Raw genomic sequence first — 26,939 nt, forward strand, 5'->3', positions numbered from 1 at the left:
CGGGAGCCGCGCGGAGGTCCGCACCTCGGCCCGATGGCGGCGCCGCCGGCCCGGGGTGTATGGTCCTCCGCATGCAGAAGCGTTGGCAGTTCTATGCGATGTCGGCTCCGGAGGGGCCGGCCGCCGTGTAGCGCCTTCACCTCTCCAGAGCCGACAAGGGCAGAGCATCCGCTCTGCCCTTCGCCATTCCCGGCGGGCTCTGCAGCAGCGGGTCCGCCCCCGTCGAGGACAGGACCCCATGACACTTCTGGACACCGCCCCCGCAGTCGCCGACACGGACGTCGACGTCGCCCCCGACCGCCACGTCGCGAGCTTCACCGCCCTGCCCACCCCCGCCGAGCTCCGTGCCGAGATGCCGCTGCACGGAACCTCCGCCGCCCAGGTCGCCGCCCACCGCGAGCAGATCCGCGACGTGCTCACCGGGGCCGACGACCGCCTGCTCGTCGTCGTCGGCCCCTGCTCGATCCACGACCCGGAGGCGGGACTGGACTACGCGCGCCGCCTCGCCGCGCTGCGCGCCGAGGTGCAGGACGACCTGCTGCTGGTGATGCGCACCTACTTCGAGAAGCCCCGCACCACCGTCGGCTGGAAGGGCCTGATCAACGACCCTCACCTCGACGGCTCCCACGACATCGCCGCCGGGCTGCGCACCGCCCGCGCCTTCCTGCGGGACGTGACCGCTCTCGGCCTGCCTTGCGCGACCGAGTTCCTCGAGCCGATCAGTCCGCAGTACATCGCCGATCTGGTCAGCTGGGGCGCGATCGGGGCCCGCACCACCGAGTCGCAGATCCACCGCCAGCTCGCCTCGGGCCTGTCCATGCCGATCGGCTTCAAGAACGGCACCGACGGCGGGATCCAGGTGGCGCTGGACGCGCTGCGCGCGGCCTCCGCCCCGCAGTCCTTCCTCGGCATCGGGGCCGACGGGCGGGCGGCGCTGGTCGCGACGACCGGTAACCCCGACCTCTCCCTGATCCTGCGCGGCGGCGCTGACGGACCGAACTTCGGCCCCGCCCCGGTCGCGGAGGCCGCCGCTCAGCTGGAGGTGGCGGGGCTGCCGCAGCGCCTGATCATCGACGCCTCGCACGGCAACAGCGGCAAGGACCATGTGCGCCAGCGGGAGGTCGCGACGCTGCTGGCCGAGCAGGTCGCCACGGGCGGCGAGGCGATCGCCGGGATCATGCTCGAGAGCAACCTGCTCGGTGGTGCCCAGTCCCTCGACCCCGAGGTCGGCCCCGCCGGTCTCGTGCGCGGCCGCTCGGTGACCGACGCGTGCATGGGCTGGGAGAGCACGGAGGAGGCGCTGCGGGAGCTGGCCGCGGGTGCCAGCCGCCGACGGGACGCGCAGGGGTGAGCTCGTCAGGGCCGGTGATCCTCCGAGTCCAGCCACTGCTCGAAGGTCATCTCGCCGATCCGGGCGGTCGCGGGGTCTCCGCGCAGCGCCCCGGAGGCGAGGCCGCGCCAGTAGGTGCCGGGCAGGCGCAGCTCGAGCACGCGCCGGGAGATCCCGTCGTGCGCGTACTGGCGCCGGATCATCGCCGCGAGGGTGATCTCCTCGGGGCCGACCAGGTCGGCGGCGCGTCGGGCGGGGCCGTCCTCGGCGATGTCGACGAGATGGTGCCCGACCTCGCGCGCGGCCACGGGCCGGGAGAGCATGCGCGGGGCGAGGGTCAGCGGGCCGAGGGTGGTCAGCTTGATGACCTGCCCCGCGAACTCGTGGAACTGGGCGGCCCGGGCGATGGTGTGCGGCTGAGCGGAGGCCTCGACCAGCCGCTCCTGGGCGAGCTTGGCGGCGTAGTAGCCGGCATCGGCCGCCTCGAGCCCCACGATCGAGAGCACGATGTGGTGGCGGGCACCGGCGCGCTCTTCGGCTTCGAGAAGATTCCGGCTGGTGGTCGTGAAGAACTCGGTCGCCCTCCGCGCGTTCTGGGTGGTGACGTTCAGGGCGTCGATGACCACGTCGACCCCCGCGAGCGCGTCGCGCAGCCCGTCCCCGGTCAGCACGTCGACGCCGCGGCGCCGGCTGAGCACCACCGTCTCGTGGCCGCGCTCGTCGGCGGCCTCGGTGATGCGTCGTCCGACCATGCCGGTGCCCCCGGCGATCGCGATCCTCATGCTGGCGCTCCTCGTCGATCGTCCCGGCTCCACTATCCCGCGCCCGCCGCCCCGCGTCGAGACGTCCCGACCGCCACCTGCCCCGCTCTGCCCCGCCTCACCCTGCCCCCGCACCGCCCCGCGCCGCAGCACGTCCGGGAACAGATCGCGCCACGGCGGCGTTGACCCTGCCCCGACGCCCTGCCCGACGTCCTGCCCAGCCCGCCCAGCCCGAGGAGCCTCCATCACCGCACGCATCGCCCTGCCCACCCTCTCCACCCAGGCCGAGCGCCTGATCGACCTCGACCTCCACACCTTCGCCGGGGTCCCCGCCGAGGCGTTGACCGACGCCGCCGTCCGTGCCGGCGCCGAGCGCACCGACGCCCTGCTCGCGATCGACCCCGCGCTCGCACCGCCCTCAGCGCTGGCCCCGCTGATGCGGCGCGGGGAGAAGCCGGGCTTCGTCGTCGAGGACATGACCGACGTCGATGCCTTCGGGCCGAACGGCGTCGACCTGCCCGATTCGCCGCTCTATCTCATCCAGGCCCCGGACCGCGGCGACGAGTTCGAGAACGCCTCCCCGGCCGAGGCGCTCGAGGCGATCACCGCCGGCGGCCGCAGCCCGTTGCTGCTCACCGAGGGACTGCTCTGGGTGCTGCAGGTCCCGGAGATCCTCGAGCGGAACCACTGCTTCATGACGATCGGCTCGCGGATCCGGAAGGCGAGCGGTCAGCTCGACTCCCGCACCCCCGCGCTGTGGATCTCGGGCGGCACCGGACGAGACGGGACGACGCGGAGGGACGCGCCGAAGCTCGGCTGGTGCTGGTGGAACAACCGCCACACCTGGCTCGGCATCGCCTCGGCGGGCGGACGCACCGTCGGCTGAGCGCCGGGAGCACGACGTTCGCATCCGTCGACGACCCCGGTCGACGGGGCCTCGGAGGGCGGCGCGTCGCGCGGTAGCGTTCCGGTCATGCCCGGCGAATCAGCAAGCACCTGGTGGCAGGAGCAGCATGCCTACCTGCAGCAGTGCGCCGAGGAGGGCGAAGTCGGCGCCGGCCCGCCCTTCTCCGCGCAGCTGCTCGACCTGCTCGCCGACGTGGAGCGCGCCTTCGCCGTGACCGGCGCCGACACCCCGCCCTGGCCGAACCCGCATCTCGGCCCGGGCGGTCGGGACGTGCCGGTGCGCGAGGAGGAGTACAGCCGCTGCCTCGACCCGGGCAAGCACCGCATCGTCGCCGCCCGGGCCGAGGCCTGGGCACAGGTCCTCACCGCGCGAGGCTGGGCCGAGCGGAAGGAGGTCGCCGACGTCGCCGCCCTGCGCTGGCTGACCGCACCGCACCTGGGCGGCTGCGGCGCGACGATCCTCCGCCCGCACCGGACGGGCGCGCAGCCGCTGCTGCTGGTCCGCACGGCCGGCGAGGACGAGCCGGGCAGCGTCGGCCTCGCCTCCGGGGACGCGGTGTCCCACAGAATCGTCGTCAGCATCGGCGACCCGCCGTACCCGGTCGAGACGGTCCCGGACTGCGGCTGCGACGCGTGCGACTCCGGCTCCCGCGACCTGCTCGAGCAGCTGGACCAGGCCGTGCTCTCGATCGTCGACGGCTCCTACGAGGTCGAGGTCTCCCCGCACGGCCGCCGCGAGCGCTCCTCCTTCAGCGCCTCGGCCGACAGCGGGACCGACGACCCCGCCGTGACCGCACGGATCACCGCCGGCCCCTGGGCGCCGGACTGGACCGCGCGGCCGATGGACCCGATGCTCGAGATCGACCCCGAGCCCGACGCCTGGGCGGCGGAGACGCTCCGCGAGCCGTGGCCGTCGCGCCTCCTCGAGGCCGTGATCTGGACCCTGCCGGTGCCGCTCGTCCGCCGCCTCGGCGGGCACTCGAGGACGGTCAGCTCACGGGCGTACATCGCCCTCGAACCCGACGAGGGCCAGGAGGTCACCGCCCCGCTCGACGCCCTCGAGGACCCGCCGTCCGGGTTCCGCCGACTGCACCGCAGCGCCGTGCTGCCCGGCGTGGACCTCGACCGGGCACGCGCCGCTCTGCTGCGCGGCGACCTCCACCGACGCGCTGGACTGCGGGTCGCCGCCGAGCACACGCCGCTGCGCGAGGGCACCGAGATACGCCTGCGGATCGGGGCGGGGCCCCTGCAGATCACGGCCCCGTGCCGCGTCCTGCGGGTGATCGACGAGCCGGACCGCGCCGGCTTCGCCTACGGGACCCTGCCCGGACACCCCGAGTCCGGGATCGAGGAGTTCCTCCTGACCCGCACCGCGACGGGCGAGGTCCGCCTCGACATCGATGCCGTCTCCCGACCCGCCGCCTGGTACGCCCGGCTCGGGGCCCCCGTGGCGCGGCTCGTGCAGGCACGCCTCACCCGCCGCTACCTGCGCGCGGTGACCAGACCGTGACCCGCGCACCCGCCGCCTCCGACGCGCAGGACGGCGCCCTGCCCTAGGGTGGACCCACGCGCTCGACGAGGACGCGGAGGAGCCGGGGCCGAGGGAGGCCGCCGTCCCCGCACCCCGGCGGCCGCGCTTCCCCGTCCCCGGCCCGAAGGACGTCCCGTCGTGAACTCCCTGGTCCTCGCCCTGGCAGGCGTCGGCATGATGATCGCCGGCTACCTCCTGTACTCGCGCTACCTCTCGCAGAGGGTGTACCGGCTGGACGCCGGCTTCCGCACCCCCGCCCACGAGCTGCAGGACGGGGTCGACTACGTCCCCACCAACAAGTTCGTGCTGTGGGGCCACCACTTCACCTCCGTGGCAGGCGCCTCGCCGATCGTCGGCCCCGCCGTCGCCGTGATCTGGGGCTGGGGCCCGGCCTTCCTCTGGGTCACCCTCGGCACCGTGTTCTTCGCGGGCATGCACGACCTCGGCGCGCTGTGGGCCTCGACCCGCAACCGCGGCCAGTCCATCGGCACCCTCGCCGCGAAGTACATCGGCCGCCGCGGCAGCCGGCTGTTCCTCGTGGTGATCTTCCTGCTGCTGCTCATGGTCAACACCGTCTTCGCCGTGGTGATCTCGGGTCTGCTGGTGTCCACCCCGTCGGCCGTGATCCCCACCTGGGGCGCGCTCGTGGTCGCGGTGCTGGTGGGCCAGGCGATCTACCGCCTGAAGTGGAACCTGCCGATCGTGTCCGTGGTGGGCGTGGTCGCCCTGTACAGCCTGATCCTGCTCGGGGACAGGTTCCCGGTCGCGCTGCCGGAGGGCTTCCTCGGCATCGGCGCGGAGCCGTTCTGGATCCTGGTGCTGTTCATCTACGCGGGCATCGCCTCGATGCTGCCGGTGTGGGTGCTGCTGCAGCCGCGCGACTACATCAACGGCCTCCAGCTGTTCGTCGGCCTGATCCTGCTGTACGGCGCAGTGCTGATCTTCCGCCCCGAGGTCGTCGCCCCCATGCTCAACCAGGCCGTGCCCGAGGGGACCCCGGGCATGATGCCGCTGCTGTTCGTCACCGTCGCCTGCGGTGCGATCTCCGGCTTCCACGGCATCGTCTCCTCCGGCACCTCCTCCAAGCAGCTGGACAAGGAGACCGATGCGCGATTCGTGGGCTACTTCGGCGCGGTGGGCGAGGGCCTGCTGGCGCTCGGCGCGATCATCGCGACCACCGCGGGCTTCCGCACCCTCGCGGACTGGGAGCAGGTCTACTCCGCGTTCAACGAGGGCGGCGTGGAGGCGTTCGTGGCCGGCGGCGGAGCGATCCTGAACTCCGGCCTCGGCATCCCCACCTCGCTGTCCGCCACGATCCTCGCCACGATGGCGGTGCTCTTCGCCGCCACCACCATGGACACCGGCGTGCGCCTGCAGCGCTTCGTGGTCCAGGAGATCGGGCAGATCCTCGGCCTGCGGCTCGGCACCATGGTCGCGACCGTCGTCGTGCTCGTGGTGTGCCTCGCCCTCGCCTTCGGCGCCGGCTCTGGCGGCACCGGCGGCATGGTGATCTGGCCCCTGTTCGGCACCACCAACCAGATCCTGGCGGCATTGACTCTGTCGATCCTCGCCGTGATGCTCATGCGCACGCGCCGCCCGGTGCTGCCGATCCTGCTCCCGCTGCTGTTCGTGCTGTTCGTGAGCGTGTTCGCTCTGCTGGTCCAGGTGGGGCAGTACGCGGCCGAGGGCAACTGGCTGCTGCTCGCGCTCGACATCATCATCCTGGTCGCCGCGGTCTGGGTGATCGTCGAGTCCGCGATTGCGCTGACCCGAGCCCGCACCGAGCCGCCCGAGGACGAGGGCGCCGACGAGGAGCCCCTCGAGGACTCCTCCGTCCGGTGACGGCCGCGTCCCGCCTGCGGGCCCTGACGGAGGGGCTCCACGAGTTCTACGTCGGTCCGTACCGGCGCACCTTCGCCCGCGCGCAGCGGGAACAGGACGACCTGTTCCGGATGCTGGTGATGAGCGAGATGCTCGGTGTCCCGAATCCCGCCTCGTACTACACGGCGGAGCTGCTGCCGGTCCTCTACGACGGCTTCCACGACTGGCACCGGCGGATGGGGATGGAGCGATCGCCGCTGGAGGAGTTCCGATGCTGCTGAGCCTCGCGCAGTCCCGCCGCGTGCTCTTCCTCGGCGGGAAGGGCGGGGTCGGCAAGACCACCCTCGCCTCGGCGGTCGCCCTCGATGCCGCCCGGTCCGGCAGGCGCGTCCTCGTCGTCTCGACCGATCCCGCCCACAACCTCGGCCACCTGTGGGAGCGCCGCATCGGCGACCGGGTCACCCGGCTCGCCGACGGGGCGGACGGGGGAGCGGTCCACGGCATCGAGATCGATCCCGACGCGACCACGGACCAGCACCTGCGCGACGTGGGCTCCACCCTCAAGCGGCTCATGCCCCGCCCCCTCCACGGCGAGGTCGACAAGCACATGGACCTCTCCCGTCGCTCCCCGGGCACCCACGAGGCGGCGGTGCTCGAGCGGATGACCGAGCTGGTCGAGCGGGGCCGGTCGGAGTTCGACCTGGTCGTCCTCGACACCGCCCCGAGCGGTCACACCGCCCGCCTCATGGCGCTGCCCGAGGTCATGACCGCCTGGACCGACGGGCTGCTCGCCCGGCGCGAGAAGTCCGCGCGCCTGGGCGCGGCGCGGCGACGGCTCGACCTCGGCACCTCCGTGCTCGGCTCGGCGGCCCCCCGGGACCCGCTCGAGCAGCGGGACGAGGAGATCCGCGCGATCCTCCTGCGGCGTCGCGATCGTCTCGTCCGGCTGCGCGAGACCCTCACCGACCGCTCCGTGACCTCCTTCGCGATCGTGCTGGCCGCCGAGCGGCTGCCGGTCCTGGAGACGATCGCGCTGCACGAGGAGCTGGTCCGCACCGGAGTCGACGTCGGCGCTCTGGTGGTGAACAAGCGCTCGCCGGCGGATCGCGGGGGCTTCCTCGCCCGCCGCCGCGCGGTCGAGGAGGAGCATCTCGCCACGCTCCGCAGCGCCCTGCCCGGCGTGCCCTGCCAGGAGATCCCGCTGGGGGAGGAGGACGTCGTCGGGCCCGCGGCGCTCGCCCGCTTCGCCCGTCACCTGGGTCCCCGGGACGACCAGGCCGCCGTGACCGGGCGCGGATAGACTCGCCGCCACCGTTCCCGGGAATCGCATCGCACCGCCGCAGGAAGGCTGCCGACATGACCCACGACCTCCGCGGCTCCAGACCCCGCGCCGCGGTGACCCTCGCCGACGTCGCCCGGGAAGCAGGGGTGTCCCTCGCGACCGCGTCCTTCGTGCTCTCGGGTCGCGGCGGGGCGCGCTCCGCGGGCTCCGCCGCGACGAAGGCGAAGGTGCGCGCGGCCGCGGAGGAGCTCGGCTACGTCCCCAACCGTCACGCCCAGGCGATGCGCACCGGACGGGGCGGAGGGATCGTCCTCGCGCTCGGCACGCTCGACGATCCCTGGGGCGTGCAGCTCGCGCACCGGGTGCGCGCGCAGGCGCTGCCCCATGAGCTGTCCACGCTGGTCCTGGCCGACGAGCGCTGGTACGAGTACCTGCTGGGCGCCTCGGCCGACGCCGCGCTCGTCACCAGCATCGACTTCGTCCCCGACGGCCCCGCGCAGGTGCGACGCCTCGCCGACGCGACCCAGACGGGGCTGGTCGCCTTCAGCGCGCAGATGGAGCCGGAGGGCTTCGATGTGGTCTCCTCCTCGCCGCTGCCGGCGATCGGGGCGGCCTACGCGCGGCTGCGCGCCCGGCACGCCCGGGTGCAGCTGCTGGCGCCCGAGATCGACCGACCCGGCGGAACCCTGGCCCATCCCCGCACCCGGGCCTTCCTCGCGGCGGCCGAGGCGCACGGCGAGGATGCGGGCGCGCTCGTGCACGTGACCCCCGAGGGGAGCCACGAGACGTATCAGGCCGCCCTGGAGTGGATCACGGGACCGGACCGCCCCACCGCGGTGGTGTGCTTCACCGGCTATCAGGCCGTCGCGCTGCAGATCGCGGCCGAGCGCGCGGGGCTCTCCGTCCCCGACGACCTCGAGTTCGCGGCCATCGGCGACATCCCCGCCACCTCGGAGTTCTTCGGCCCGATCAGCTACTACGGGGTCGAGGGGGTCTTCGAGCGGCTCGCGGGCATCCTCGTGGACCGGGCCGTGGACCGCACGGACCGCCCCGGGCGGAAGCACGTCTTCGACTGGACCTTCTTCCCCGGGGCGACGACGGCCGAGGACGTCTGAGCCGGGACGCTGCGGTCGCCGACGCAGCTACGCGCGGCGGGGCCGTCGCAGCGTCGCCGCGAGCGCCGTCGCGATCGTGCACATCACGCCACCGGCGACGAAGGCCCAGGTCGCTCCCGAGGCCTGGGCGAGGGCGGCACCGGCGCCGGACTCCGCCGCGACGGCGGCACCGAGCGTCATCAGCGCGATGAACACGGCGGTGCCGAGAGCCCCGGCGAGCTGCTGGAGGGTGTTGAGGATCGCCGAGCCGTGGCCGTAGAGCTCCTTCGGCAGCGCCCCGAGGGACAGCGCCATCAGCGGCGTCATCACCATCGACATGCCGATCCCGAGCGGGACGTTCAGCGCCACGATCAGACCCCGGGTGGCGTCGGCGTCCAGCAGCAGCATCGACGCCCAGCTCACCAGCGCCATCAGCGCCGCGCCGGGCACCACGATCGGGAGCGGACCGACACGGTCGTAGAGGTGGCCGACGAGCGGGCCCAGCAGCCCGGAGGCCGCCGCGCCCGGCAGCATCGTCAGCCCCACGGCGAGGGTCGACATGCCCAGCGCCCCGGTCATGTACAGCGGCAGCGCCACGACGGTGCCGAGCATCGTCGCGAAGCACAGCAGGATCACCAGGATCGAGATCAGATAGGTGCGCACGGTCAGCGGCCGCAGGTCCAGCAGCGGCTCCGCCCCGCGGGCACGCAGCCGGATCTGGCGCGCGGTGAACACGGCGAGGGACAGCAGCCCGAGCGTGCCGGCCAGGAGCGGCACGAGGCGCGCCTGCCCGTCGACGATCGCGCTGATCGAGGCGAGGGCATAGATGATGCCGCCGAAGCCGATCGCGGAGAGCACCACGGAGAGCACGTCGATCCGCACTGCGCGGGGCTCGGTGTAGTTGCGCATGAACAGCAGCCCGATCACCAGCGCGACCACGATGATCGGCAGCATCATCACGAACAGGTGGTGCCAGGTGCCGTGCTCGAGGATCAGCCCGGAGATCGTCGGCCCGAGCGCGGGCGCCGCGGAGATCACCACGCCCACGAGCCCCATCACGAGGCCGCGGGCGTGCAGCGGCACGAGCGCGAGCACGGTCGTCATCAGCAGCGGCAGCACCATCGCGGTGCCGGCCGCCTGGATCACGCGCGCCCCGAGCAGCACGCCGAAGGTCGGCGCGATGACGGCCAGCACGGTGCCGGCGAGGAAGAGCGTCATCGCGACGGTGAACACGGTCCGCACCGACAGGCGCGTCATGAGGAAGCCGGTGGTCGGGATGACCACGGCCATGGTGAGCATGAACCCGGTGGAGAGCCACTGCGCGGTCACGGCCGTGATCGACAGGTCCGCCATCAGCACGGGCAGCGCGACCGACAGCAGGGTCTCGTTGAGGATCATCACGAACGCGGAGACCACGAGCACGGCGATGATCGGCGTGACCCGTGTGCTCGTGGGGGCGGAGGGGCGCGCGGACTCGGCGCCGAGGGCGGGCATCTCGCCGGTGGGAGTGGGGGTGGAGGCGTGCATGCGGGGAGGCGTGCTTTCGTCTGGTGGCGGTCCGACGAGCCGGGACCCGCGGGTCACCCGTCGGAGGGGCGCGCGGACATGGTCCGGGCCCGGGGTGATCCTGTCACGCCGCTCCGCTTCTCGTCACCGTGATATCAGCGACCGTCCCCGGGGCGCACGAGCCCGGACTCGTAGGCGAGGACCACCAGGCGCGAGCGGTCCCGGGCCCGGAGCTTGGCGAGCAGGCGGCTCACGTAGGTGCGGGCGGTGGCGGGGGAGAGGTGCAGCCGCGCCCCGATCTCGTCGTTGCTCATCCCGCGGCCGACGAGCGCGAGCACCTCCCGTTCCCGGGGCGTCAGAGCGTCCAGCAGGCCCGGCTCGACGCGGGTGGCGAGGTGCTCGCCGAGCCGGGCGAGCACGGTGGTGGTCACCGCGGGGGAGAGCAGCGCCTCTCCGCCCGCGACCACCCGCACCGCCTCGCGCAGCGCGGCCGGGGCGACGTCCTTGAGCAGGTACCCGGCCGCACCCGCCCGGATCGCGGCGAGGACGTCCTCGTCCTCGTCGAAGGTGGTCAGCACCACCACCCGCACCTCGTCCAGAGTCGGGTCGGCGGTGATCCGCGCGGTCGCCGCGATCCCGTCGAGCAGCGGCATGCGCAGGTCCATGAGCACCAGGTCGGGCCGCAGCTCCCGCACCCGGGCGAGACCCGCGCAGCCGTCGGCCGCCTCGCCCACCACCTCGATGTCGCCGTCGCGCTCGGCCAGCGCCCGCAGCCCCGTGCGCACGAGCTCCTGGTCGTCGACCAGCACGATCCGGATCACGGCTCCTCCTCCACCCGCGCGGGCAGCTCGACGCGCAACGCGAACCCCTCCCCGGGCGCGGTGCGCACGGCGAGGGTCCCGCCGAGCAGCCGGACCCGCTCGCGCATCCCCTGCAGGCCGACGCCGCCCTCGCCGCGCTCCTGGGCCGCGACGCCGCGGCCGTCGTCGATGATCCCGAGCCGCAGCCGTCCGTCCTGCACGCGGGCGCCGACCTGCAGCGAGCGCGCCCCGGCATGGCGCAGCACGTTGGTCACCGCTTCCTGCACGATCCGGTGCGCGGCGGCGTCCACCGCGGGGGAGAGAGCTCCGACGGGCACGTCGATCCGCTCATGGACCGTGATTCCGGTGGCGCGCGCCGGGGCCAGCAGCGCGGGCAGGTCGGCGAGCGTGCCGACGAGCCGGCCCGCGCCCCCGCCGTCCGTCTCCTCGCGCAGCAGGCGCACCATGGCCCTCAGCTCCTGCAGGGAGCGCCCGGCCTGCGCTCGCACCTCGCCGACGGCGTCCGCCGCCCGGCCCTCCCCCGCGCCGAGAGCATCGGCGGCGACCCCGGCGTGCAGGGAGATCACCGAGAGGGAATGGCCGACGGTGTCGTGCAGCTCGCGGGAGATCCGCTCCCGCTCGGCGCGCAGGCGGAGCTCGGCCTGATGCCGGGCGCGCTCCTCGCGCAGACGGGCGATCTCCTCCTGCTGCGCGGCCTGCTCCCGCTGGGCCCGCACCGCGACGCCGAGCGCGACCGCCGCCGCGAGCAGCCCCAGGTTCGTCATCGCATCGGTGCCGAGGACCGTGCCCAGCGGCTGGGGGTCGTCCCGCAGCCGGAACAGGAGGGAGACCGACAGCACCACGGCGCCGGTGCCGACGGCCCAGCGGGTCCGCCCCTGCTCCGCGGCGGAGAACGTCGCGCCGGCCACGGGCAGCGCGATCCCGATCGTCGGCAGGCCCAGGGTGTAGTACGCGAAGGTGCCCAGCGCGCTGAGCACGAGCACCGTCACGGGCAGGCGGCGGCGGGCGAGCAGCACCGCGCCGAACCCTGCCGCGAAAAGGTGCGCGAGCGGGGACGGGGCCTCGCCTGCGCTCGCCTGCACGATCGCGATCACGCTGGAGAGCACGAGCCACCCCCCGAGGGCGAGCAGTGCGTCGCCGGTCCGCAGCACCGGAGAGCGCCGTGAGCCGGGCGGGTCGTGCGGGATCTCTGCCACGGACTCAGCCTAGGAGGGCGGGGAGCGGGGCGCCCCCTCCTGCGGGCGCAGGCGACCGTCGCCTCCCGACGTACCCCGCTCGCGACGGTCGGCCGTTGTCGCGCGCCGCTCCCCGGCCCGAGCATCGGGGCATGTCTCCCGCCTCCGCCCGCCTCTCGCCCTCCCTCGGCCTCGGTCTGCTCGCCCTCGTCCGCCCGCTCGCGAGCATCGTCGTGGAGCAGTCGGGGCACGAGCTGGGTGCCGCGCCCCGTCTCCTCCTCACCGCCGCGATCACCCTGGTGTGGGTGGCGGCGATGGGGCTCGGCCGTGCGCCCCGCCCGGTCCTGACCCTCGTGCTCGCGGGGACCGCCTACGCCGTCGCCGCGATCGTGCTCAGCGGCATCCTGTCCCCGCTGCTGCTCGGCCACCTGTCCGGCCCGCTCGCCCGGCCCCTCGCGATCGTGCCGATGCTGCTGGTGAACGCGCTGTGGGGCCTGATCGCGGGGCTGCTCGCGCTCGGCGTGCGGCGCCTGCGCGGCACCGCGGTCACGAGCCGCGGTGCTGCTGCCACCACAGCGCCGCCTGCACCCGGGAGTCCAGGCCCAGCTTCGCGAGCGCATGGGAGAGATGGGACTTCACGGTCGTGATCTCCACGAACAGCTCCCGGGCGATCTGCTGGTTCGTCAGCCCCTGCGCCACGAGCGCCAGGACGTCCTCCTCCCGACCGGTGAGCGCGGGCTGAGGGGTGACGGGCGCCCGGCCGGCGGGCGGAGAGGCCGACGGGACGGCCTCCCGGCCGCGCAGCGCCGCGACCACGGCCCGGGTCGCCGCCGCCGAGAGCACCGCGTCGCCGCGGTGCACGTCCCGCACCGCGGCGAGGATCCGGTCCGGCTCCTCGGACTTCACCAGATAGCCGTCGGCCCCCGCCGCGAGCGCGCCGAGGACGAACTCGTCGAGGTCGAAACCGGAGATCACCAGCACGCTCGCACCCGTCTCCCGCAGGCGCGGGGTGATCTCGATGCCGGTCGCGCCGGGCATCCGCACGTCGGTGAGCACCACATCGGGGCGGTGGCTGCGGGCGGCGGCGAGGGCGGAGGGCCCGTCGGCCGCCTCGGCGACCACGGTGACGTCGGGGGCCGAGCCCAGCAGCGTCACCAGGCCCGACCGCACGGCCGGGTGATCATCGGCGACGACCACGCGGATCGGCGCGGCGGAGGAGGGGGTGATCATAGGGCTCATCGCGGGTGCACCTCGGGGGTGGTGGGGAGCTGTCCGCTCCGGGACGCCTCGGCGGCCGGGCCGCCGTCGGCGGGCACCGTCCCGCACGGCAGCACGGCCTCGACCTGCCAGGCCGGAGCGCCGTCGGTCGCGGTGACCGGTCCGGAGCTCGCTCGCCCGCCGACCGCGGTCGCCCGGTGCTCGAGCGCGGCGCGGCCCAGTCCGGCGCCCACCGTCTTCCCGTCGGCCCGTGCGTTGGTCAGGTCGAGCCGCACGGAGCCGTCGCGGAGCGCGATGGTCAGACGGATCGGCGCGCGGCCGTGGCGCTCCGCGTTCGTCACGGCCTCCGCCCCGATCCGCAGCAGCGCCGCCTGCACCGCCGGCGCCACCCGGGCGGGGTCCGTGAGCGCCGGGTCGATCCCGATCTGCGCCGCCGGGTCCCGCGCCTGCAGGCGCGCGGAGAGGGAGGGCCAGTCCAGGGTGGCGCTGGGCAGCGTCCCGCTCGGCGCGTCGGAGAGCACCCCGATCATCGCATGCAGGTCCCGCAGCGCGGCCTGGGCGGCCTCGCGCGAGGTGGCCAGGGACCTCGCGCGCGCCGCAGGGTCCTCGAGCGAGGCGGCCAGGGAGGAGTGCAGGGCGACGGCGCTGAGATGCCCGGCGATCACGTCGTGCAGGTCGTGGGCGATCGAGCGGCGCTCCGCCTCGACCGCACGGGCCGCCCGGCTCTCGGCCAGCTCGTGCTCGAGTCCGGCGAGATCCTCTGCCGTGCGCCGCGCCTCCCGGTGGTGGCGCACCTCCCAGCCCCAGAGCAGCGGGGTGCTGACCATCAGCCCGCTGATCATCACGACGAGGAACACGACCGGGCCCGGCGCGCCCGAGACCAGCGCTGCGAGCACGGCGCCCGCCCCCGCCGCGATCGCGATCCCCGTGCACGCGCGGGCGACCCGGCGGGAGCCGTGCATGACCGGCATGAACAGGGCTTCGAACAGCAGGAAGTAGGCGGAGATCTGCCCGCCCCCGATGATCTCCGCGACCGCGAGCGGGCCCGCGACGCAGAACGCGACCACGGGGCGGCCCCGGCGCCAGCACAGGCTCGCACAGGCCGCGAGCATCAGTGCGACCGAGACCGGCCGCGACCACTGCGGTCCGTCGCCGAGGAAGCCCGAGCCGCCCACCCCTGAGGCGGCCAGCACCAGCACGAGCGCCGCGTAGATCCCCGCGATCACCAGGTCACGGCGCGTGACCTGCGGCGGCGCGGCGTCGGCGCGAGCATCGGCGGGCATGACCCGAGCGTACGCGGCGCCCTCGCCCCGCTCGCTGCTCGTGCCCGGGTCTCGTCCCAAGGGAGGAGGACCCGGCCGAGCCCTGCCACGGACGATGGAGACCATGGACATGCTTCCCGCCGTCGCCGGCCCGCTCGGGCTCGTGGTGCTCGCCCTCGTCGACTCGACCTCGATGGGCACCCTCGTCATCCCGCTGATCCTGCTGGTGGTGGGGGAGGGCGGGGCACGGCGCGTCAGCTCCCGCACGCTGCTGTACCTGCTGATCATCGGGGTGTTCTACCTGCTGCTCGGCATCGCGCTGCTCGCGGGGCTGCTGCCGCTCATGGACCGGCTCGGCCACCTCCTGGCGACGCCGCAGGTGATGCTCGTCCTCGCCCTGGCCGGGGCGGCCCTGGTGTGGTGGTCCTTCCGCATCGACCCCGCCGCGATCAGGAAGCGCGGCGGCGACCCGGAGGCCTCCGCCCGGCGCTGGACCGCCCGCGCCCGCTCCGCCTCCGGCCGGCCCTCCGCCCTGGTCGCCCTCGCCCTCGGCGCGGGACTGATCGAGGCGGCGTCGATGATCCCCTATCTCGCTGCGCTCGGGATCATCGCCGACCTCGGACTCGGCCTCCCGCGCGGCGCGCTCGTGCTCGTCGGCTACTGCGCGGTCATGATCCTGCCGGCTCTCGTGCTGTGCGGGGTGCGGCTGCTGCTCGGCCGGAGGGGCGACCGCGTCCTCGAACGGGTCCACGACTGGGCGGTGCGCCATGCGAGCGGCGCGTTCTCCTGGACCGTCGGGATCATCGGGGTGCTCCTGCTGCTGAACACCGCGGGCCCGGCGCTCACCTGGCTGACCGGGGGACAGATCGCCTGAGATCACCACGGAACAGGCGCGACGAAGCGTACACTCGGCGCTGTGACCAGGGTAAACAAGGGTACTCTCCGGTCATTTAGCCCGCAATGTCCGCTTCGTCCGGAGGTGAGTCCCGGTGGTCGCTGCGAATCAGCCTCTCGCCACGCCCCATGACCATCCGGGCCGGGGAGGCGGCATCGTCCTGGCGCTGAGGAGCTTCAGCGACCCCTGGGGCGTCCAGCTGGTCAGCCAGGTGCGCGAGGACGCGCTCCCGCTGGGTCGATCCACCCTCGTCCTCACCGACCCGCGCTGGTACGAGCACCTGCTGGGCGCCGCGGCCGATGCCGCGCTGCTCACCGCGGTCGATCTCGAGGAGGACGGACCTCAGCGCGTGCGCCGGCTCGCGAGCAGCATCCGCAGCGGGCTCGTCGCCTTCAGCGCGCAGATGGAGCCCGAGGGGTTCGACGTGGTCAGCTCGAGCCCGGTCCCCTCCGTGCACCGCGCCTACGCCGCGCTCCGCGAGCACCATGGGCGCGTCCACTTCCTCGCCCCCGATCTGAGCTCCCGTCCGGGCGGGACCTTCTCCGTGCCCCGGGCCCGCGCCTTCCTCGATGCGGTCGGCAGGCACGGCGACGGCCCCGCAGAGAGCCTCGTGCGGCTCACCGCCAAGGGCAGCCGTGCGACCTTCGAGAGCGCCCTGGACTGGCTGCGCGGGCCAGGCCGCCCCGCCGCCGTGATCTGCTGCACCGGTTACCAGGCCCTCGCGCTGCGCCTGGCCGCCGAGCAGGTGCACGTGCGCGTCCCCGAGGAGCTCGAGATCATCGCCATCGGCGACGTCCCGGCCGAGGCCGAGCTGCTCGGCCCGATCAGCTACTACGGGGTGGACGACGTCTTCGCGCGACTCTCCGCGCTGGTCGTGGACCGGGCCCTGGAATGCGGGGACCGTCCCGGCCGCCTGCACCGCTTCGACTGGGAGTTCTTCCCCGGAGCCACCACCTGCGACGAGACCTGACGGACCCCGAGGAGACGCCATGACCACCGACCTCCGCCGCACCGACTGGACCCTGCCCGGCCTGCACCTCGCCGACCTCATCCTCCCTGTCCCGCTGGACCATGCGGACCCCGACGGGAGCCGGCTCGAGCTCTTCGCGCGCCTGGTCTCCCGGCCCGACGGCGAGGATCTCCCTGTCCTCGTCTACCTCCAGGGAGGCCCCGGCTCCGAGGCGCCGCGCCCCCTGGACCCCACCTCGCCGCCCTGGCTCCCGCGCGCCCTGCGCGAGCATCGGGTGCTCATGCTCGACCAGCGCGGCACCGGCCGCTCTGCCCCCGTCGGCCTCGACGCGCCGCTGCCCGAGGGGGCGATCCCCGGCGCGCGCACCCTGCGGGAGGCGACCTCCGCCCAGCAGGCCAGGTACCTCCAGCTCTTCCGCGCCGACGCGATCGTCGCCGACGCCGAGCTGCTGCGCGAGGCCCTCGGGCTCGAGCGCTGGTCCCTGCTGGGCCAGTCCTTCGGCGGCTTCACGACGCTGCGCTATCTCTCGGCCGCCGCGCACGGCGTCGAGAAGGCGCTGTTCACCGGAGGCCTGCCGACCGTCGGCCCCGGCATGGACGAGGTGTACCGGACCACCTGGGCGGGGATGGTCGAGCGCAGCGAGCGGTACTGGGCGCGCTTCCCCGGCGACCGCGACCGCTTCCGCCGCCTGGCCGACGCCGCCGCGGCCGGCACCCTGTGCGTCCCTGGCGGGCGCGCCGTCGGCGTGGAGTCGCTGCGCCGCCTCGGCCACCTGCTCGGCGCCTCCCAGGGCGCCGAGCGCCTCCACCTCCTGCTCGAGCTCGATCCCGCCTCCCCGGCCTTCGCCCACGACCTCGCCGCGGCCCTGCCCTTCTCGGGTCGGAACCCGCTGTACGCCGTGATCCACGAGAGCTGCTGGGCCGACGGGGTCGCCACCCGCTGGGCCGCGGACCGCACGATGCCGAACGAGGTGGCCGAGGACCCGACGCTCCTCGCCGGAGAGCACGTCCACCGCGAGCTCTTCGCCGAGGACCCCGAGCTCGCCCCCTGGGCCGAGGCCGCCGATCTCCTGGCCGAGCACGGGTGGCACCGCCTCTACGACGAGCAGGCGCTGCGCGCGGCCGAGGTCCCCGGCGCCGCCGCCGTCTACTACGACGACGCCTACGTCCCGCGCGAGTTCTCGATGGCGACCGCCGGCCTGCTGCCCGGCCTGCGCACCTGGGTCACCAGCGAGCACGAGCACAACGGCCTGCGCGCGAGCGGCGAGGGCGTCCTCGACCACCTCCTGGACCTCGCAGCAGGGCTCCGCGCCGCCTGATCCGCCCCGACATCCGCCGCACCCCGCCCCGCCCCGACATCCGCCGCACCCCGCCCGATCTGCACAAAGGGGCGTCCAGCGGCACGCTGCGGCGCTGAACTCCTCGGCGTGCCGCTGGACGCCCCTTTGTGCGGGGGGCCTCTCACCCAACGGCCTCTCACCGTCCCTCCCCACCCCGACCCTCTCCACAATCCGCCCCCGCCCGACGCCAGCCCGGCACCTGCCCCGGCATCGTGCCGCCATGGACCCCCGCACCCCGCTCCGCCGTCGACTTCATGTCTGGAACACCGCCGATCTCCGCGCAGCCGGGGTGACCCGACATCGTCAGCAGGCACTGCTCGCCAAGGGCGTGCTGCGCAGCTACGGCGGCGGATGGTTCGGCACCTCTCGGACGTCTGCCGAGGTGGCCGGTGCGCTCTCCCGGGGTAATCGTCTGACCTGCTTCTCTGCGGCGCGCATCCACGGGCTGTGGACGCCGGCCCTCGAAGGAGTGCACGAGGTCTCGCGCCGCACCGCGGGAGAGGAGCGGCCTGGGCTCGTGGTGGCGCACACTCCCGCGCTGCGCCGGTGGCCGGACGACGAGCCCGTGATGCCCCTGCCGATCGCGCTGACCCATGCCCTCACCTGCCTCGATGCGGAATCGGCCGCCGTGCTTCTCGAGTCGGCGCTCGAGCGTCGCCTGCTCGTGCCGTCGCAGGTCGACGCACTGCTCGCCGAGGCGCCTGCTCGGCAGCGGCGCGCGGTGGGACGGGTCAGCGCGCTCGCAGGCTCCGGTTCCGAGACCAGGGTGCGGCGGTATCTCGAGCGGCGCGGTGTGCGGGTACGCGAACAGGTCCCGGTGTTCGACGGCGGACGGGTGGACCTGCTGGTGGGAGACCGACTCGTCATCGAGTGCGACAGCGTCCGGCATCACGGTGGGCGCTCCCAGTATTACAAGGACAGGCGGCGGGATCGGGCCTCCCTGGTCGAGGGGTGCCTGGTGCTGCGCCTGACCTGGGAGGACATCTGGCTCCGCTGGGAGGAGACCGCTGCGGTGCTGCGGACGCTGATCCGGAGGCGGGTGCATCGCGGGCAGCGCATCGGCGGGGTCGGTTCGTAGGCACCGGCGGCGCCGGCGAAAAGGGGCGTCCAGCGGCACGTCGAGGAGCTCAGCGCCGCGACGCGTCGCTGGACGCCCCTTTCTGCAGGGATGGGACGCTGGACATGCCCGCCGAGCTCCGCCTCCACGTCGACGGACTCCGTCGGCGCTGGGGCACCGACCCCTCGACCTCCTCCTGACCTCCACTCCGCGGACCTCCCCGAATCGGTTGTGACCCCCGCCACGCCCCGGTAGCGTGGCTGACTGCGCCCATGGCCGGCGCGATCCGACGACGACGACGGAGGTCCCCCGTGAACCCTGCAGCCTCGCCCCAGAGCGCATCCCCCGAGGCCCGCCCCGGCAGGCGCCGGGTCCTCGCGAGCCTCGGCGCCCTCCCCGCGGGGGCCGTCCTCGCCGGTGCCGCCTCCGCCCAGGCCGCGCCGGGCCGCGGAAGGGCGACGCGGGACGCCGACGGCTTCCGCCTGGGTGTCGAGAACCTCCTCGAGGCCGGCTCGCTCGAGACGCTGCGCGATCAGCGTGTCGGCCTGATCACGAACCCCACCGGTGCCGACCGCGAGCTGCGCTCCACGATCGATCTCCTGGTCGAGGCGCAGGAAGAGGGCGGGTTCGAGATGACGGCGCTGTTCGGGCCCGAGCACGGGGTGCGCGGTGCGGAGCCGGCCGGCGGCTCCGTCGGCGACTACGTCGACGAGAAGACCGGCCTGCCGGTCCGCTCCCTGTACGGGGAGACCCAGAAGCCCACCCCGGAGATGCTGGCCGACGTCGACGTGCTCGTCTTCGACATCCAGGACATCGGTGCTCGTTTCTACACCTACATCTGGACCCTGTACTACGCGATGGAGGCGGCGGGGGAGAACGACAAGCGGTTCATCGTGCTGGATCGCCCGAACCCCCTGGGCACCGACATCGAGGGCTTCCTGCTCGAGCCGGAGCTGTCCTCCTTCGTGGGGCTGCGCGAGATCCCGCAGACCCACGGCCTCACCGTCGGTGAGCTCGCCCGGCTGTTCAACGGCGAGTTCCTCGACGGGAAGGTCTCCCTCGAGGTGATCGAGATGAGCGGCTACGACCCCGAGGACCCGCCCGTGGCGGACCTGCCCTGGGTGCTGCCCTCCCCGAACATCCCCACCCCGGACACGGCCGTGGTCTACGCCGGCACGGGGCTGATCGAGTCGCTGAACATCTCCGAGGGGCGCGGCACCACCACGCCCTTCCTCTGGTTCGGCGCCCCCTTCATCACCGAGTCCCACATCGATGCGATCATCGCCGATCTCCGCGCGGCCGAGCTGCCGGGCGTGCTCTACCGTCCGATGTTCGCCACCCCCACCACCTCCAAGCAGGCCGGGGAGTTCTGCGGCGGGATCCAGCTGCACCTCACCGACGCGGCGGCTTACGAGCCGGTGCGCACCGGCATCCACGTGCTCGCCGCGCTGCTGCGGAACGTCGAGGAGGTCGACTGGCGCGAGGGCGAGGACTGCCGCACCGCCGAGGACGTGTGCTGGATCGACAAGCTCACCGGCACCGGCCGCACCCGCGCGATGCTCGAGGACGGCGAGTCCCCCGAGGCGATCGTCGCGGCCTGGCGGCGCGAGGCACGGCGCTTCGAGGTCACCGCCGAGCGCTACCGCCTCTACTGAGCAGCGAAGGGACACTCGTCATGGCTCCCACGGATCGTCATCTCTCCCGCCGCGCCTTCACCGCGGCCGCGCTCGCGGGCACCGGAGCCGCCGTCGCCCTGCCCGCGGCCCAGGCCGCGCCCGCCCCGGCCGCGGGCGGCGAGGACGCCCGGATCGCGGAGCTCCTCGCAGGGATGAGCATCGAGCAGAAGATCGGGCAGCTGTTCGTCGCCGTCGGCTACGGCTCCCGCGCCGATCAGGCGCACGAGTCGAACACCTCCACCACCGGCGTGGACACGATCGCGGAGATCGTCCGCACCCATCACGTGGGCGGGCTGATCTTCTTCGTGTGGAGCGAGAACCTCGAGAGCATCGAGCAGATCGCGACGCTCTCGAACGACGCGCAGGACGCCGCTCTCGACTCCGGCGGCATCCCGCTGGTGATCAGCGCCGACGAGGAGCGCGGCGTCGTCCACCGCCTGCCCGAGCCCGCCACCCCGCTGCCGGGGCAGATGGCGCTCGGGGCGACCGGCTCGCGCGCCCACGCCCGGAAGGCGGGGGAGATCGTCGGCGCGGAGATGCGCGCCGCCGGCCTCCACCAGGCCTTCTCCCCGGTCGTCGACGTGAACGTCGAAGCACGGAACCCGGTGATCGGGGTGCGCTCTCTCGGGGCGGACCCCGGTGCCGTCGCACGTCTGGCCGCCGCCCAGATCAAGGGGCTGCAGGGCGCGGACTGCTCCGCCGCCGCGAAGCACTTCCCCGGCCACGGCGACACGGCGGTCGACTCCCACCTGGGCCTGCCCGTCATCGAGCACACGCGCAAGGAGCTCGACGAGCTGGACCTGCCGCCCTTCGTCGCCGCGATCGACGAGGGCATCGACTCGATCATGACCGCGCACATCATGGTCCCGGCGCTCGACGACTCCGGCGTCCCCGCGACCCTGTCCCACCCGATCCTCACCGGCCTGCTGCGCGAGGAGCTCGGCTTCGAGGGCGTGATCGTCACCGACTCCCTCGCGATGGAGGGTGTGCGCACCCTGTTCGACGACGACCGGGTCCCGGTCGAGGCGATCCTCGCCGGCGCCGACCAGATGCTCATGCCGCCGGATCTCGTCGTCGCGATCGGCGGGGTGCGCGAGGCGGTCGCGAGCGGGGAGATCACCGAGGAGCGCCTGGATGAGTCGGTGCGGCGCATCCTCGCCCAGAAGCTGCGCCGCGGCCTGTTCGAGGACGTGCACGTGGACGTGGCCCGTGCGGAGGGCGCCATCGGCACCTCCCGCAGCCTCGGCGCGGCCCGGCGCATGGCCGAGGACTCCCTGACCCTGATCACCGAGCAGGAGGGCGCGCTGCCGCTCGCCGAGGGGGCGACGGTGCTGGTCACCGGGGCCGGCACTGCGGAGAAGCTCGACGTGGTGGTCGACGCGCTCATCGAGCTCGGCCATGCCGCGACGGCGCTCGTGGACGCGGGCCCGGAGCGGGCCGCCGAGGCCGCCGCTGCGGTCGACGCGGTGCTCGTGCTCACCTCGTCCTCCGGCTTCACCACCCCCGCCGCACAGGTCGAGCTCGTCGGCGCGCTCGCCGCGACCGGCACCCCCGTCGTCCACGCCGCGCTGCGCAACCCCTACGACGTGGTCCACGTGGGGGAGGTCGCGGCCTCGATCGCCGCCTACGGCAACGCCGACGCCTCGCTGCGCGCCCTCGCCGGCGTGCTCGCGGGGACCGTGGCCGCCCGCGGCAAGCTCCCGGTCGCGATCCCCGCGGCCGACGGGACGGGCGAGGCGTTCCCGCTCGGCCACGGGCTGGGCTGACTCCGTCTGCAGAAAGGGGCGTCAGGCGGCACGGCGCGGCGCTGAGCGTCAGTGCGTGCCGCTGGGCGCCCCTTCGTGCTGACGCTCCGCCGTGCCGCCGTCGCCGCCGGCCGGTGCGGCACCGATAGCGTGCCCGTGCGCCCGCGCCTCCGCGGCCACGCGGGCCAGGCGGCGGCGTCGGAACGCGACCCAGGCGGAGGTGAACACGACCCCGGTCACCACCAGCACGCCGGTCATCACCGTGATCACCACGGTGAAGGTCGCCTGCAGGGAGACCAGCGAGATCAGCGCCGAGGAGGTGATGATCCCCAGCGCATTGGCGGTGCGCAGCAGGGCGAACACCTCCGCCCGATGCTCGGGGGCGACCAGACGGTCCAGCACGAGCGAGTAGTAGGTCGCCAGCGGTGCGAGGACCGCGCCGACCAGCAGCGCACCGATCACGGTCGCCGCGGCGGAGTGGCCGAAGCCCACGACCACCACGCCCAGCGCGGTCACGCCCAGCCAGGCCAGCACCGTGCGACGGCGCGGCTCGCGGTTGTGGACGCTCACCCACACCCCGCCGAGGATCGAGGTCACGCAGATCGCGACGGGGAACAGGGCGCCCCAGGCGGCGGGCATCCCGAAGGAGACCGCGAGGGAGACCGAGCCGATCTCGATCGCGGAGATCGCGGCGGAGCTCGCCCCGCCGCACACCAGCCACAGCACGACCATCGGGGTCAGCCGCAGGGCGGTGCTTCGCTGCTCGGGGCCGGGCGCCGTCGCCGACGGGATCTGCGGCAGCAGTGCGATCGGCACCGCACCCAGCAGCACCATCGCCCAGGCGGCGAGCTGCGGGGAGATGCCGCCGAGGGCCGCGGCGATCACGGGCGAGGACACGAAGGTGACCTCGTTGAGCGTGGCCGCGACGCCGAGGGAGCGGGGCAGGCGGCTGGCCGGCACGAGATGGTTCAGGACAGAGCGCAGAGTGCCGTAGGCGGCGCCGTTGACGAGACCCGCGAGCGCCGCCCCCGCCACGACCAGCCAGAAGGGCGCGCCGATCCCGGCGAGCACCGCGATGGCGACGAGCGCGAGCGTGCGCACGCCGATGAGTGCGCGCATGAAGGGGACCGGGGCGAAGCGGCGGCCCAGGCGCGAGAGCGGCACCGCGCCGAGGACCTGCGCGATCGTCATCGCGAGCATCATCGCCGCGCCGCTGGAGGCGCTGCCCGTGAGCGGCAGGGCGATCAGCGAGAAGGCGATCGGCGCCGCGGCCTGCGGCACGGCGAAGGTCCCGTAGGAGCCGAACCAGCGCAGCAGCCGGGCATCGGGCCGGGTCACCGGGGTGTGCGGGGCGGTGGCGGGCGCAGCCATGAGGACCTCCTTCGGGGGTGCAGGGAGAGCGGCGTGCGGGGCGGAGCGGTCACGCTCCCGCATTGATGTGCAACATAATGCGCAACGCCAGGCGTGCGCAATATAGTTCCCGTCACCCCGGTCGGCGCTAGGCTTCCGGGCACGCGAGAGAACGACCAGGAGGCCTTGATGAGCGGTGGGATGCGCCCGGCCGTCGTGGAGCACCTCGGCGAGCGGATCCGCGCTGCGCGCCAGGAGCTCGACCTCTCCGTCGCCGCCCTCGCCGAGCACAGCGACGTCTCCCGCCGGATGCTCACCCAGATCGAGCTCGGCCAGGCGAACCCGTCGGTCGCGATCCTCGACCGCATCGCCGCCGGGCTCGGCACCACCTTCGCGGCCCTCATGGGCGTCGGCGCGGACGACGCCCCCGAGGGCGTCGAGATCTGGTCCACCGACTCCGGCAGCTGGGCCGTGCTCCTGGACGCGATGGACACCGAGTCGGTGTCGGTGGAGACCTGGAAGTGGAAGCTCGTGGGGGAGGACGTCTACACCGGCGACTCGGGCGGGGCGGCCGGCGGCATCATGCTCCACGTCATCGAGGGGGCGCTCGAGTCGGGGGTCGGCGAGCAGCAGTGCGTGATCGAGGCCGGCGGATCGGGCCGTTCGCCCGCCGGGGACGTGCATCGCTATCGCGCCCGAGACGGCCAGGTCGTCGTCTTCCTCTCCGTGGCGGTGCTGCCGCGCACGGGCGCCTCCCGATGACCGGCCGGTGGAGAGCGCCGGTCCCGTCCCGGGTCGGGCGCAGACTCGGGCACCCGGCCGCACCGGAGACCGGGACGGACGAGAGGGGAACGTGATGACCGCCGGGCGCGGCGGACCACAAGCTCATCATCGACGCGGACAGCGGGCGGTCACGGTCGACGACTGAGGGCTCAGGAGAGGCCGGCCGCCGTGCGCAGTCCCTCCACCCGGTACTGCTGCACGTGGTATGGCCAGCCCTCGGCGGTGTTCCACTGCGAGCACAGCAGATGGAGGTCCTCGAGGGTGGAGCCCGGCAGCACGTAGGGGCCGTAGAGCTGGGCGACGCGCTCGTCGTCCTCCTGGCCCCAGTTCCCGCCCCACAGCAGCGTCTCGGAGAAGGCAGGCGAGCGGATCTCCTCAGGGGAACCCGCGAGGAGCACGTCCACCCGGTACAGGCCTGCGTTGAACCAGGTCAGCACCCAGCGGTCCTCGACGATCCGCAGGCACATCTCGCCCACCTGCCCGCCGAGTACGGGTGTGGGCGGCAGCCCCCAGTCCCACCGCTGCTCCTCGCCCTCGCCGGTCGCGCCGTAGGTCTCGTAGGCGGCGGGGTCGAGGATCTTCTCCTGCGGGACGCGCTGGAGAATCGCCTCCTTGTCGCGCTGGAAGCCCGTGGTGAGCAGGTATACGTGCCCGTCGCTCGGGTGCAGCGCCCAGGTGCACTGCTGGGCGAGCCCGTCGAGGTGGTCGCCGGGGAACATTTCGGCGGTGCGCTCCCAGCTCTCGCCGGAGTCGTTCGAGGTCCAGATCTCGGTCGAGGCGACGTTGCCGAAGCCATGGTTGACCATCACCCACAGGTACATCGTCCCGCCCACGGTGAGGACGTCCCCGGGCAGGATCGTGGAGACCGGATCGCTGTCGTGCGCGTACTCGACCAGTTCCTCGGCGGTCTCGCCGCCGACGGCGCTCGTCCAGGACAGCCCGGTCTCGAGCCGTCGGCGGGGGTTCGCGTACAGGCCGACGGGCGCACGCCACCAGCCGCCGCCGACGGCCGCCTCCTCGAAGGTGTCCCCGAATACCACCAGGATCCGCCCGTCCGGGGTCACGGCGGGTGCGCCGAGATCGGTCGCATCCATCCGGAACCGGGTGGTGATCCCGGGCCCGGTGACGGTTCTCAGCCGTGTCACCCGCGGGCGGCGGTAGTCGGGATTCGGGTCCACGCCGCGCCGTGCCTCATGGCCACCCTTCCCGGGGGCGGGGCGTGCGCTCGCGGCACCGGCGGTCATCACCGTCCCGGCAGCGAGCGCGGCCGCCCCGCCGCGCAGGAATCCGGTACGGGACAGGGCGGTGTCGTCGTCGGGAGCGCAGTCATCGCTGTCCTCAGATCGTGCGGTGGGCATCGAGCTCTCCTTCGGGTCGATGGGTGCCGTGCTCATTCGTACAGGGAGCGGGCAATCGCCTCGTCCTCCATGGTGGACTCGTCGTAGAAGTAGTACCCGGTGTCGACCTCCGGCTCGACGTCCTCGCCGTTGATCGCCGCCAGGGCGGTCTCGACGGTCTTGTAGCCGATGTCGTAGGGGTCCTGGGTGACGGCACCTTCCATCCGGCCGTCCCGGATGGCGTCGAGCTGGCCCTGTCCGGAGTCGAAGCCGAGGACGACCAGGCCGTCCTTGCGGCCCAGCTCGTCGATCGCGGTGATCATGCCGATGGCGGAGGCCTCGTTGGTCGCGAAGATCCCCTTGAGGTCCTGATGGGCCTGGAGGATCGCGTTGGTGGCATTGGTGGACTTCAGGACGTCGGAATCCGAGTACTGGATGTCGGCGATGGTCAGCGAGGTGTTGGCCTCGATGTAGTCCACGAAGCCGTCCCGGCGCTGCACGCCGGTCAGGGAGGTCTGCGAGTGCGCGATGACGGCAACCGATCCCTCCTCGCCGACCAGCTCGACCATCTTCTCGGCGGCTTCCTCGGCGGCCGCGGCGTTGTCGGTGGCGACGGTGGAGAGCGGGATGTCGGACTCGACCCCGGAGTCGAAGGCGATGACGGGGATGTCCCCGCTCTGCGCCTGCTCCAGAAGGGGCAGGGAGGCCTCCGAGTCCAGGGCCGCGTAGGCGATCGCATCAGGGGAGCCGTTCAGCGCTGTCTGCAGCTGCTGGATCTGCTGCTCGACGTCCGATTCGGTGTCGGGGCCGTCGAAGCTGACCTGGGCGCCCAGCTCCTCGGCGGCGGCGAAGGCGCCGTCGCGCACGGTGACCCAGAACTGCTGGGAGAAGCCCTTGGAGATGATCGCGATGCTGGGGCCGGAGCCGGCGGTCTCGCCGCCGCCGTCCGATACGCCGCCGGCGGAGTCGGTGCCGCGGTTGCACGCGACGAGGGAGAGTCCGAGGGCTCCCAGGGCCCCGGCACCGAGGGTGCGTCGTGCGATGTTCGACATCTTCGTCTCCTTTGTGCGGGTGGAATCA

The 26,939-nt window shown here is 73.7% G+C and carries 24 protein-coding genes; 15 read left to right on the top strand and 9 right to left on the bottom strand.

Going from position 1 to position 26,939, the window contains the following annotated elements; genetic code table 11:
* The first annotated feature begins 238 nt into the window (after nucleotides 1-238).
* Complete coding sequence (locus D1648_RS03695; RefSeq protein ID WP_122939475.1) at nucleotides 239-1,351, top strand: 3-deoxy-7-phosphoheptulonate synthase; 1,113 nt, start codon at nucleotides 239-241, stop codon at nucleotides 1,349-1,351.
* A 5-nt stretch (nucleotides 1,352-1,356) separates the two neighbouring features.
* On the opposite strand, the gene D1648_RS03700 is transcribed toward D1648_RS03695, so the two are convergent.
* Nucleotides 1,357-2,112, bottom strand: a complete 756-nt coding sequence (locus D1648_RS03700) for an SDR family oxidoreductase (RefSeq protein WP_122939476.1) — start codon at nucleotides 2,110-2,112, stop codon at nucleotides 1,357-1,359.
* 274 nt (nucleotides 2,113-2,386) lie between these two features.
* On the opposite strand from D1648_RS03700, the gene D1648_RS03705 reads away from it, so the two are divergent.
* The 6 genes from D1648_RS03705 (at nucleotide 2,387) to D1648_RS03730 (ending at nucleotide 8,746) form a co-directional block, all read left to right on the top strand.
* On the top strand, nucleotides 2,387-2,977 hold the full coding sequence (locus D1648_RS03705; RefSeq protein WP_370239782.1) for a DUF5701 family protein: 591 nt from the start codon (nucleotides 2,387-2,389) through the stop codon (nucleotides 2,975-2,977).
* An 87-nt stretch (nucleotides 2,978-3,064) separates the two neighbouring features.
* Entirely contained in the window at nucleotides 3,065-4,507 is a 1,443-nt protein-coding gene (locus D1648_RS18090) for a DUF1990 domain-containing protein (RefSeq protein WP_122939477.1), read from the top strand.
* Nucleotides 4,508-4,666: 159 nt separating this feature from the next.
* A complete protein-coding gene (locus D1648_RS03715; RefSeq protein WP_122939478.1) occupies nucleotides 4,667-6,370 on the top strand; it encodes a carbon starvation protein A in 1,704 nt (567 codons plus the stop codon).
* Nucleotides 6,367-6,630: a cory-CC-star protein gene (locus D1648_RS03720; protein ID WP_122939479.1), complete on the top strand. Its 264-nt coding sequence runs from the start codon at nucleotides 6,367-6,369 to the stop codon at nucleotides 6,628-6,630. The genes D1648_RS03715 and D1648_RS03720 overlap by 4 nt, the downstream gene beginning before the upstream one ends.
* A complete protein-coding gene (locus D1648_RS03725; RefSeq protein ID WP_122939480.1) occupies nucleotides 6,621-7,649 on the top strand; it encodes an ArsA family ATPase in 1,029 nt (342 codons plus the stop codon). The genes D1648_RS03720 and D1648_RS03725 overlap by 10 nt, the downstream gene beginning before the upstream one ends.
* Before the next feature lie 56 nt (nucleotides 7,650-7,705).
* Nucleotides 7,706-8,746 (top strand): LacI family DNA-binding transcriptional regulator, encoded by a 1,041-nt coding sequence (locus tag D1648_RS03730; protein ID WP_122939481.1) that lies wholly within the window; start codon nucleotides 7,706-7,708, stop codon nucleotides 8,744-8,746.
* 27 nt (nucleotides 8,747-8,773) lie between these two features.
* Here the strand turns inward: D1648_RS03730 and D1648_RS03735 are convergent, their stop codons facing one another.
* From D1648_RS03735 to D1648_RS03745, 3 genes are all read right to left on the bottom strand, one after another.
* Entirely contained in the window at nucleotides 8,774-10,252 is a 1,479-nt protein-coding gene (locus D1648_RS03735) for a DHA2 family efflux MFS transporter permease subunit (protein ID WP_122939482.1), read from the bottom strand.
* A gap of 134 nt (nucleotides 10,253-10,386) precedes the next feature.
* Nucleotides 10,387-11,052, bottom strand: coding sequence for a response regulator transcription factor (locus tag D1648_RS03740; RefSeq protein ID WP_122939483.1), 666 nt, complete (start codon nucleotides 11,050-11,052; stop codon nucleotides 10,387-10,389).
* Complete coding sequence (locus D1648_RS03745; RefSeq protein WP_241155341.1) at nucleotides 11,049-12,248, bottom strand: sensor histidine kinase; 1,200 nt, start codon at nucleotides 12,246-12,248, stop codon at nucleotides 11,049-11,051. Before D1648_RS03745 ends, D1648_RS03740 begins: the two co-directional genes overlap by 4 nt.
* A gap of 131 nt (nucleotides 12,249-12,379) precedes the next feature.
* Between D1648_RS03745 and D1648_RS03750 the strand changes: the two genes are divergently transcribed.
* On the top strand, nucleotides 12,380-12,874 hold the full coding sequence (locus D1648_RS03750; protein WP_206424770.1) for a hypothetical protein: 495 nt from the start codon (nucleotides 12,380-12,382) through the stop codon (nucleotides 12,872-12,874).
* On the opposite strand, the gene D1648_RS03755 is transcribed toward D1648_RS03750, so the two are convergent.
* Both D1648_RS03755 and D1648_RS03760 read right to left on the bottom strand, forming a co-directional pair.
* The gene (locus D1648_RS03755; protein WP_122939485.1) at nucleotides 12,774-13,466 is read right to left on the bottom strand and encodes a response regulator transcription factor; all 693 of its coding nucleotides are present in this window, start codon (nucleotides 13,464-13,466) and stop codon (nucleotides 12,774-12,776) included. The two genes, D1648_RS03750 and D1648_RS03755, sit on opposite strands and share 101 nt — an antisense overlap.
* Nucleotides 13,463-14,728: a sensor histidine kinase gene (locus D1648_RS03760; RefSeq protein ID WP_122939486.1), complete on the bottom strand. Its 1,266-nt coding sequence runs from the start codon at nucleotides 14,726-14,728 to the stop codon at nucleotides 13,463-13,465. The genes D1648_RS03755 and D1648_RS03760 overlap by 4 nt, the downstream gene beginning before the upstream one ends.
* A 103-nt stretch (nucleotides 14,729-14,831) precedes the next feature.
* Between D1648_RS03760 and D1648_RS03765 the strand changes: the two genes are divergently transcribed.
* The 6 genes from D1648_RS03765 (at nucleotide 14,832) to D1648_RS03790 (ending at nucleotide 22,410) form a co-directional block, all read left to right on the top strand.
* Nucleotides 14,832-15,581 (top strand): GAP family protein, encoded by a 750-nt coding sequence (locus D1648_RS03765; RefSeq protein ID WP_122940209.1) that lies wholly within the window; start codon nucleotides 14,832-14,834, stop codon nucleotides 15,579-15,581.
* Nucleotides 15,582-15,696: 115 nt separating this feature from the next.
* The gene (locus D1648_RS03770) at nucleotides 15,697-16,572 is read left to right on the top strand and encodes a substrate-binding domain-containing protein (protein ID WP_122939487.1); all 876 of its coding nucleotides are present in this window, start codon (nucleotides 15,697-15,699) and stop codon (nucleotides 16,570-16,572) included.
* 19 nt (nucleotides 16,573-16,591) lie between these two features.
* A complete protein-coding gene (locus D1648_RS03775; RefSeq protein ID WP_122939488.1) occupies nucleotides 16,592-17,890 on the top strand; it encodes an alpha/beta fold hydrolase in 1,299 nt (432 codons plus the stop codon).
* A gap of 241 nt (nucleotides 17,891-18,131) precedes the next feature.
* Nucleotides 18,132-18,989, top strand: a complete 858-nt coding sequence (locus D1648_RS03780) for an endonuclease domain-containing protein (protein ID WP_122939489.1) — start codon at nucleotides 18,132-18,134, stop codon at nucleotides 18,987-18,989.
* Nucleotides 18,990-19,279: 290 nt separating this feature from the next.
* Nucleotides 19,280-20,623 carry an exo-beta-N-acetylmuramidase NamZ domain-containing protein gene (locus tag D1648_RS03785; protein WP_122939490.1) on the top strand — a complete coding sequence of 448 codons (1,344 nt, stop codon included), beginning with the start codon at nucleotides 19,280-19,282 and terminating at the stop codon, nucleotides 20,621-20,623.
* 20 nt (nucleotides 20,624-20,643) lie between these two features.
* A complete protein-coding gene (locus D1648_RS03790; RefSeq protein WP_122939491.1) occupies nucleotides 20,644-22,410 on the top strand; it encodes a glycoside hydrolase family 3 protein in 1,767 nt (588 codons plus the stop codon).
* Between the two features lie 48 nt (nucleotides 22,411-22,458).
* Here D1648_RS03790 and D1648_RS03795 read toward each other — a convergent pair whose 3' ends face one another.
* Nucleotides 22,459-23,760, bottom strand: coding sequence for an MFS transporter (locus D1648_RS03795; RefSeq protein WP_241155342.1), 1,302 nt, complete (start codon nucleotides 23,758-23,760; stop codon nucleotides 22,459-22,461).
* 168 nt (nucleotides 23,761-23,928) lie between these two features.
* On the opposite strand from D1648_RS03795, the gene D1648_RS03800 reads away from it, so the two are divergent.
* A complete protein-coding gene (locus D1648_RS03800) occupies nucleotides 23,929-24,501 on the top strand; it encodes an XRE family transcriptional regulator (RefSeq protein WP_122939492.1) in 573 nt (190 codons plus the stop codon).
* Between the two features lie 170 nt (nucleotides 24,502-24,671).
* On the opposite strand, the gene D1648_RS03805 is transcribed toward D1648_RS03800, so the two are convergent.
* Nucleotides 24,672-25,880 carry a DUF4185 domain-containing protein gene (locus tag D1648_RS03805; RefSeq protein ID WP_122940211.1) on the bottom strand — a complete coding sequence of 403 codons (1,209 nt, stop codon included), beginning with the start codon at nucleotides 25,878-25,880 and terminating at the stop codon, nucleotides 24,672-24,674.
* Between the two features lie 32 nt (nucleotides 25,881-25,912).
* The gene (locus D1648_RS03810) at nucleotides 25,913-26,911 is read right to left on the bottom strand and encodes an ABC transporter substrate-binding protein (RefSeq protein WP_122939493.1); all 999 of its coding nucleotides are present in this window, start codon (nucleotides 26,909-26,911) and stop codon (nucleotides 25,913-25,915) included.
* Between the last annotated feature and the right edge of the window lie 28 nt (nucleotides 26,912-26,939).

Origin of the sequence: Brachybacterium sp. EE-P12 (genome assembly GCF_003711805.1) — a bacterium.
Lineage (GTDB): Bacteria > Actinomycetota > Actinomycetes > Actinomycetales > Dermabacteraceae > Brachybacterium.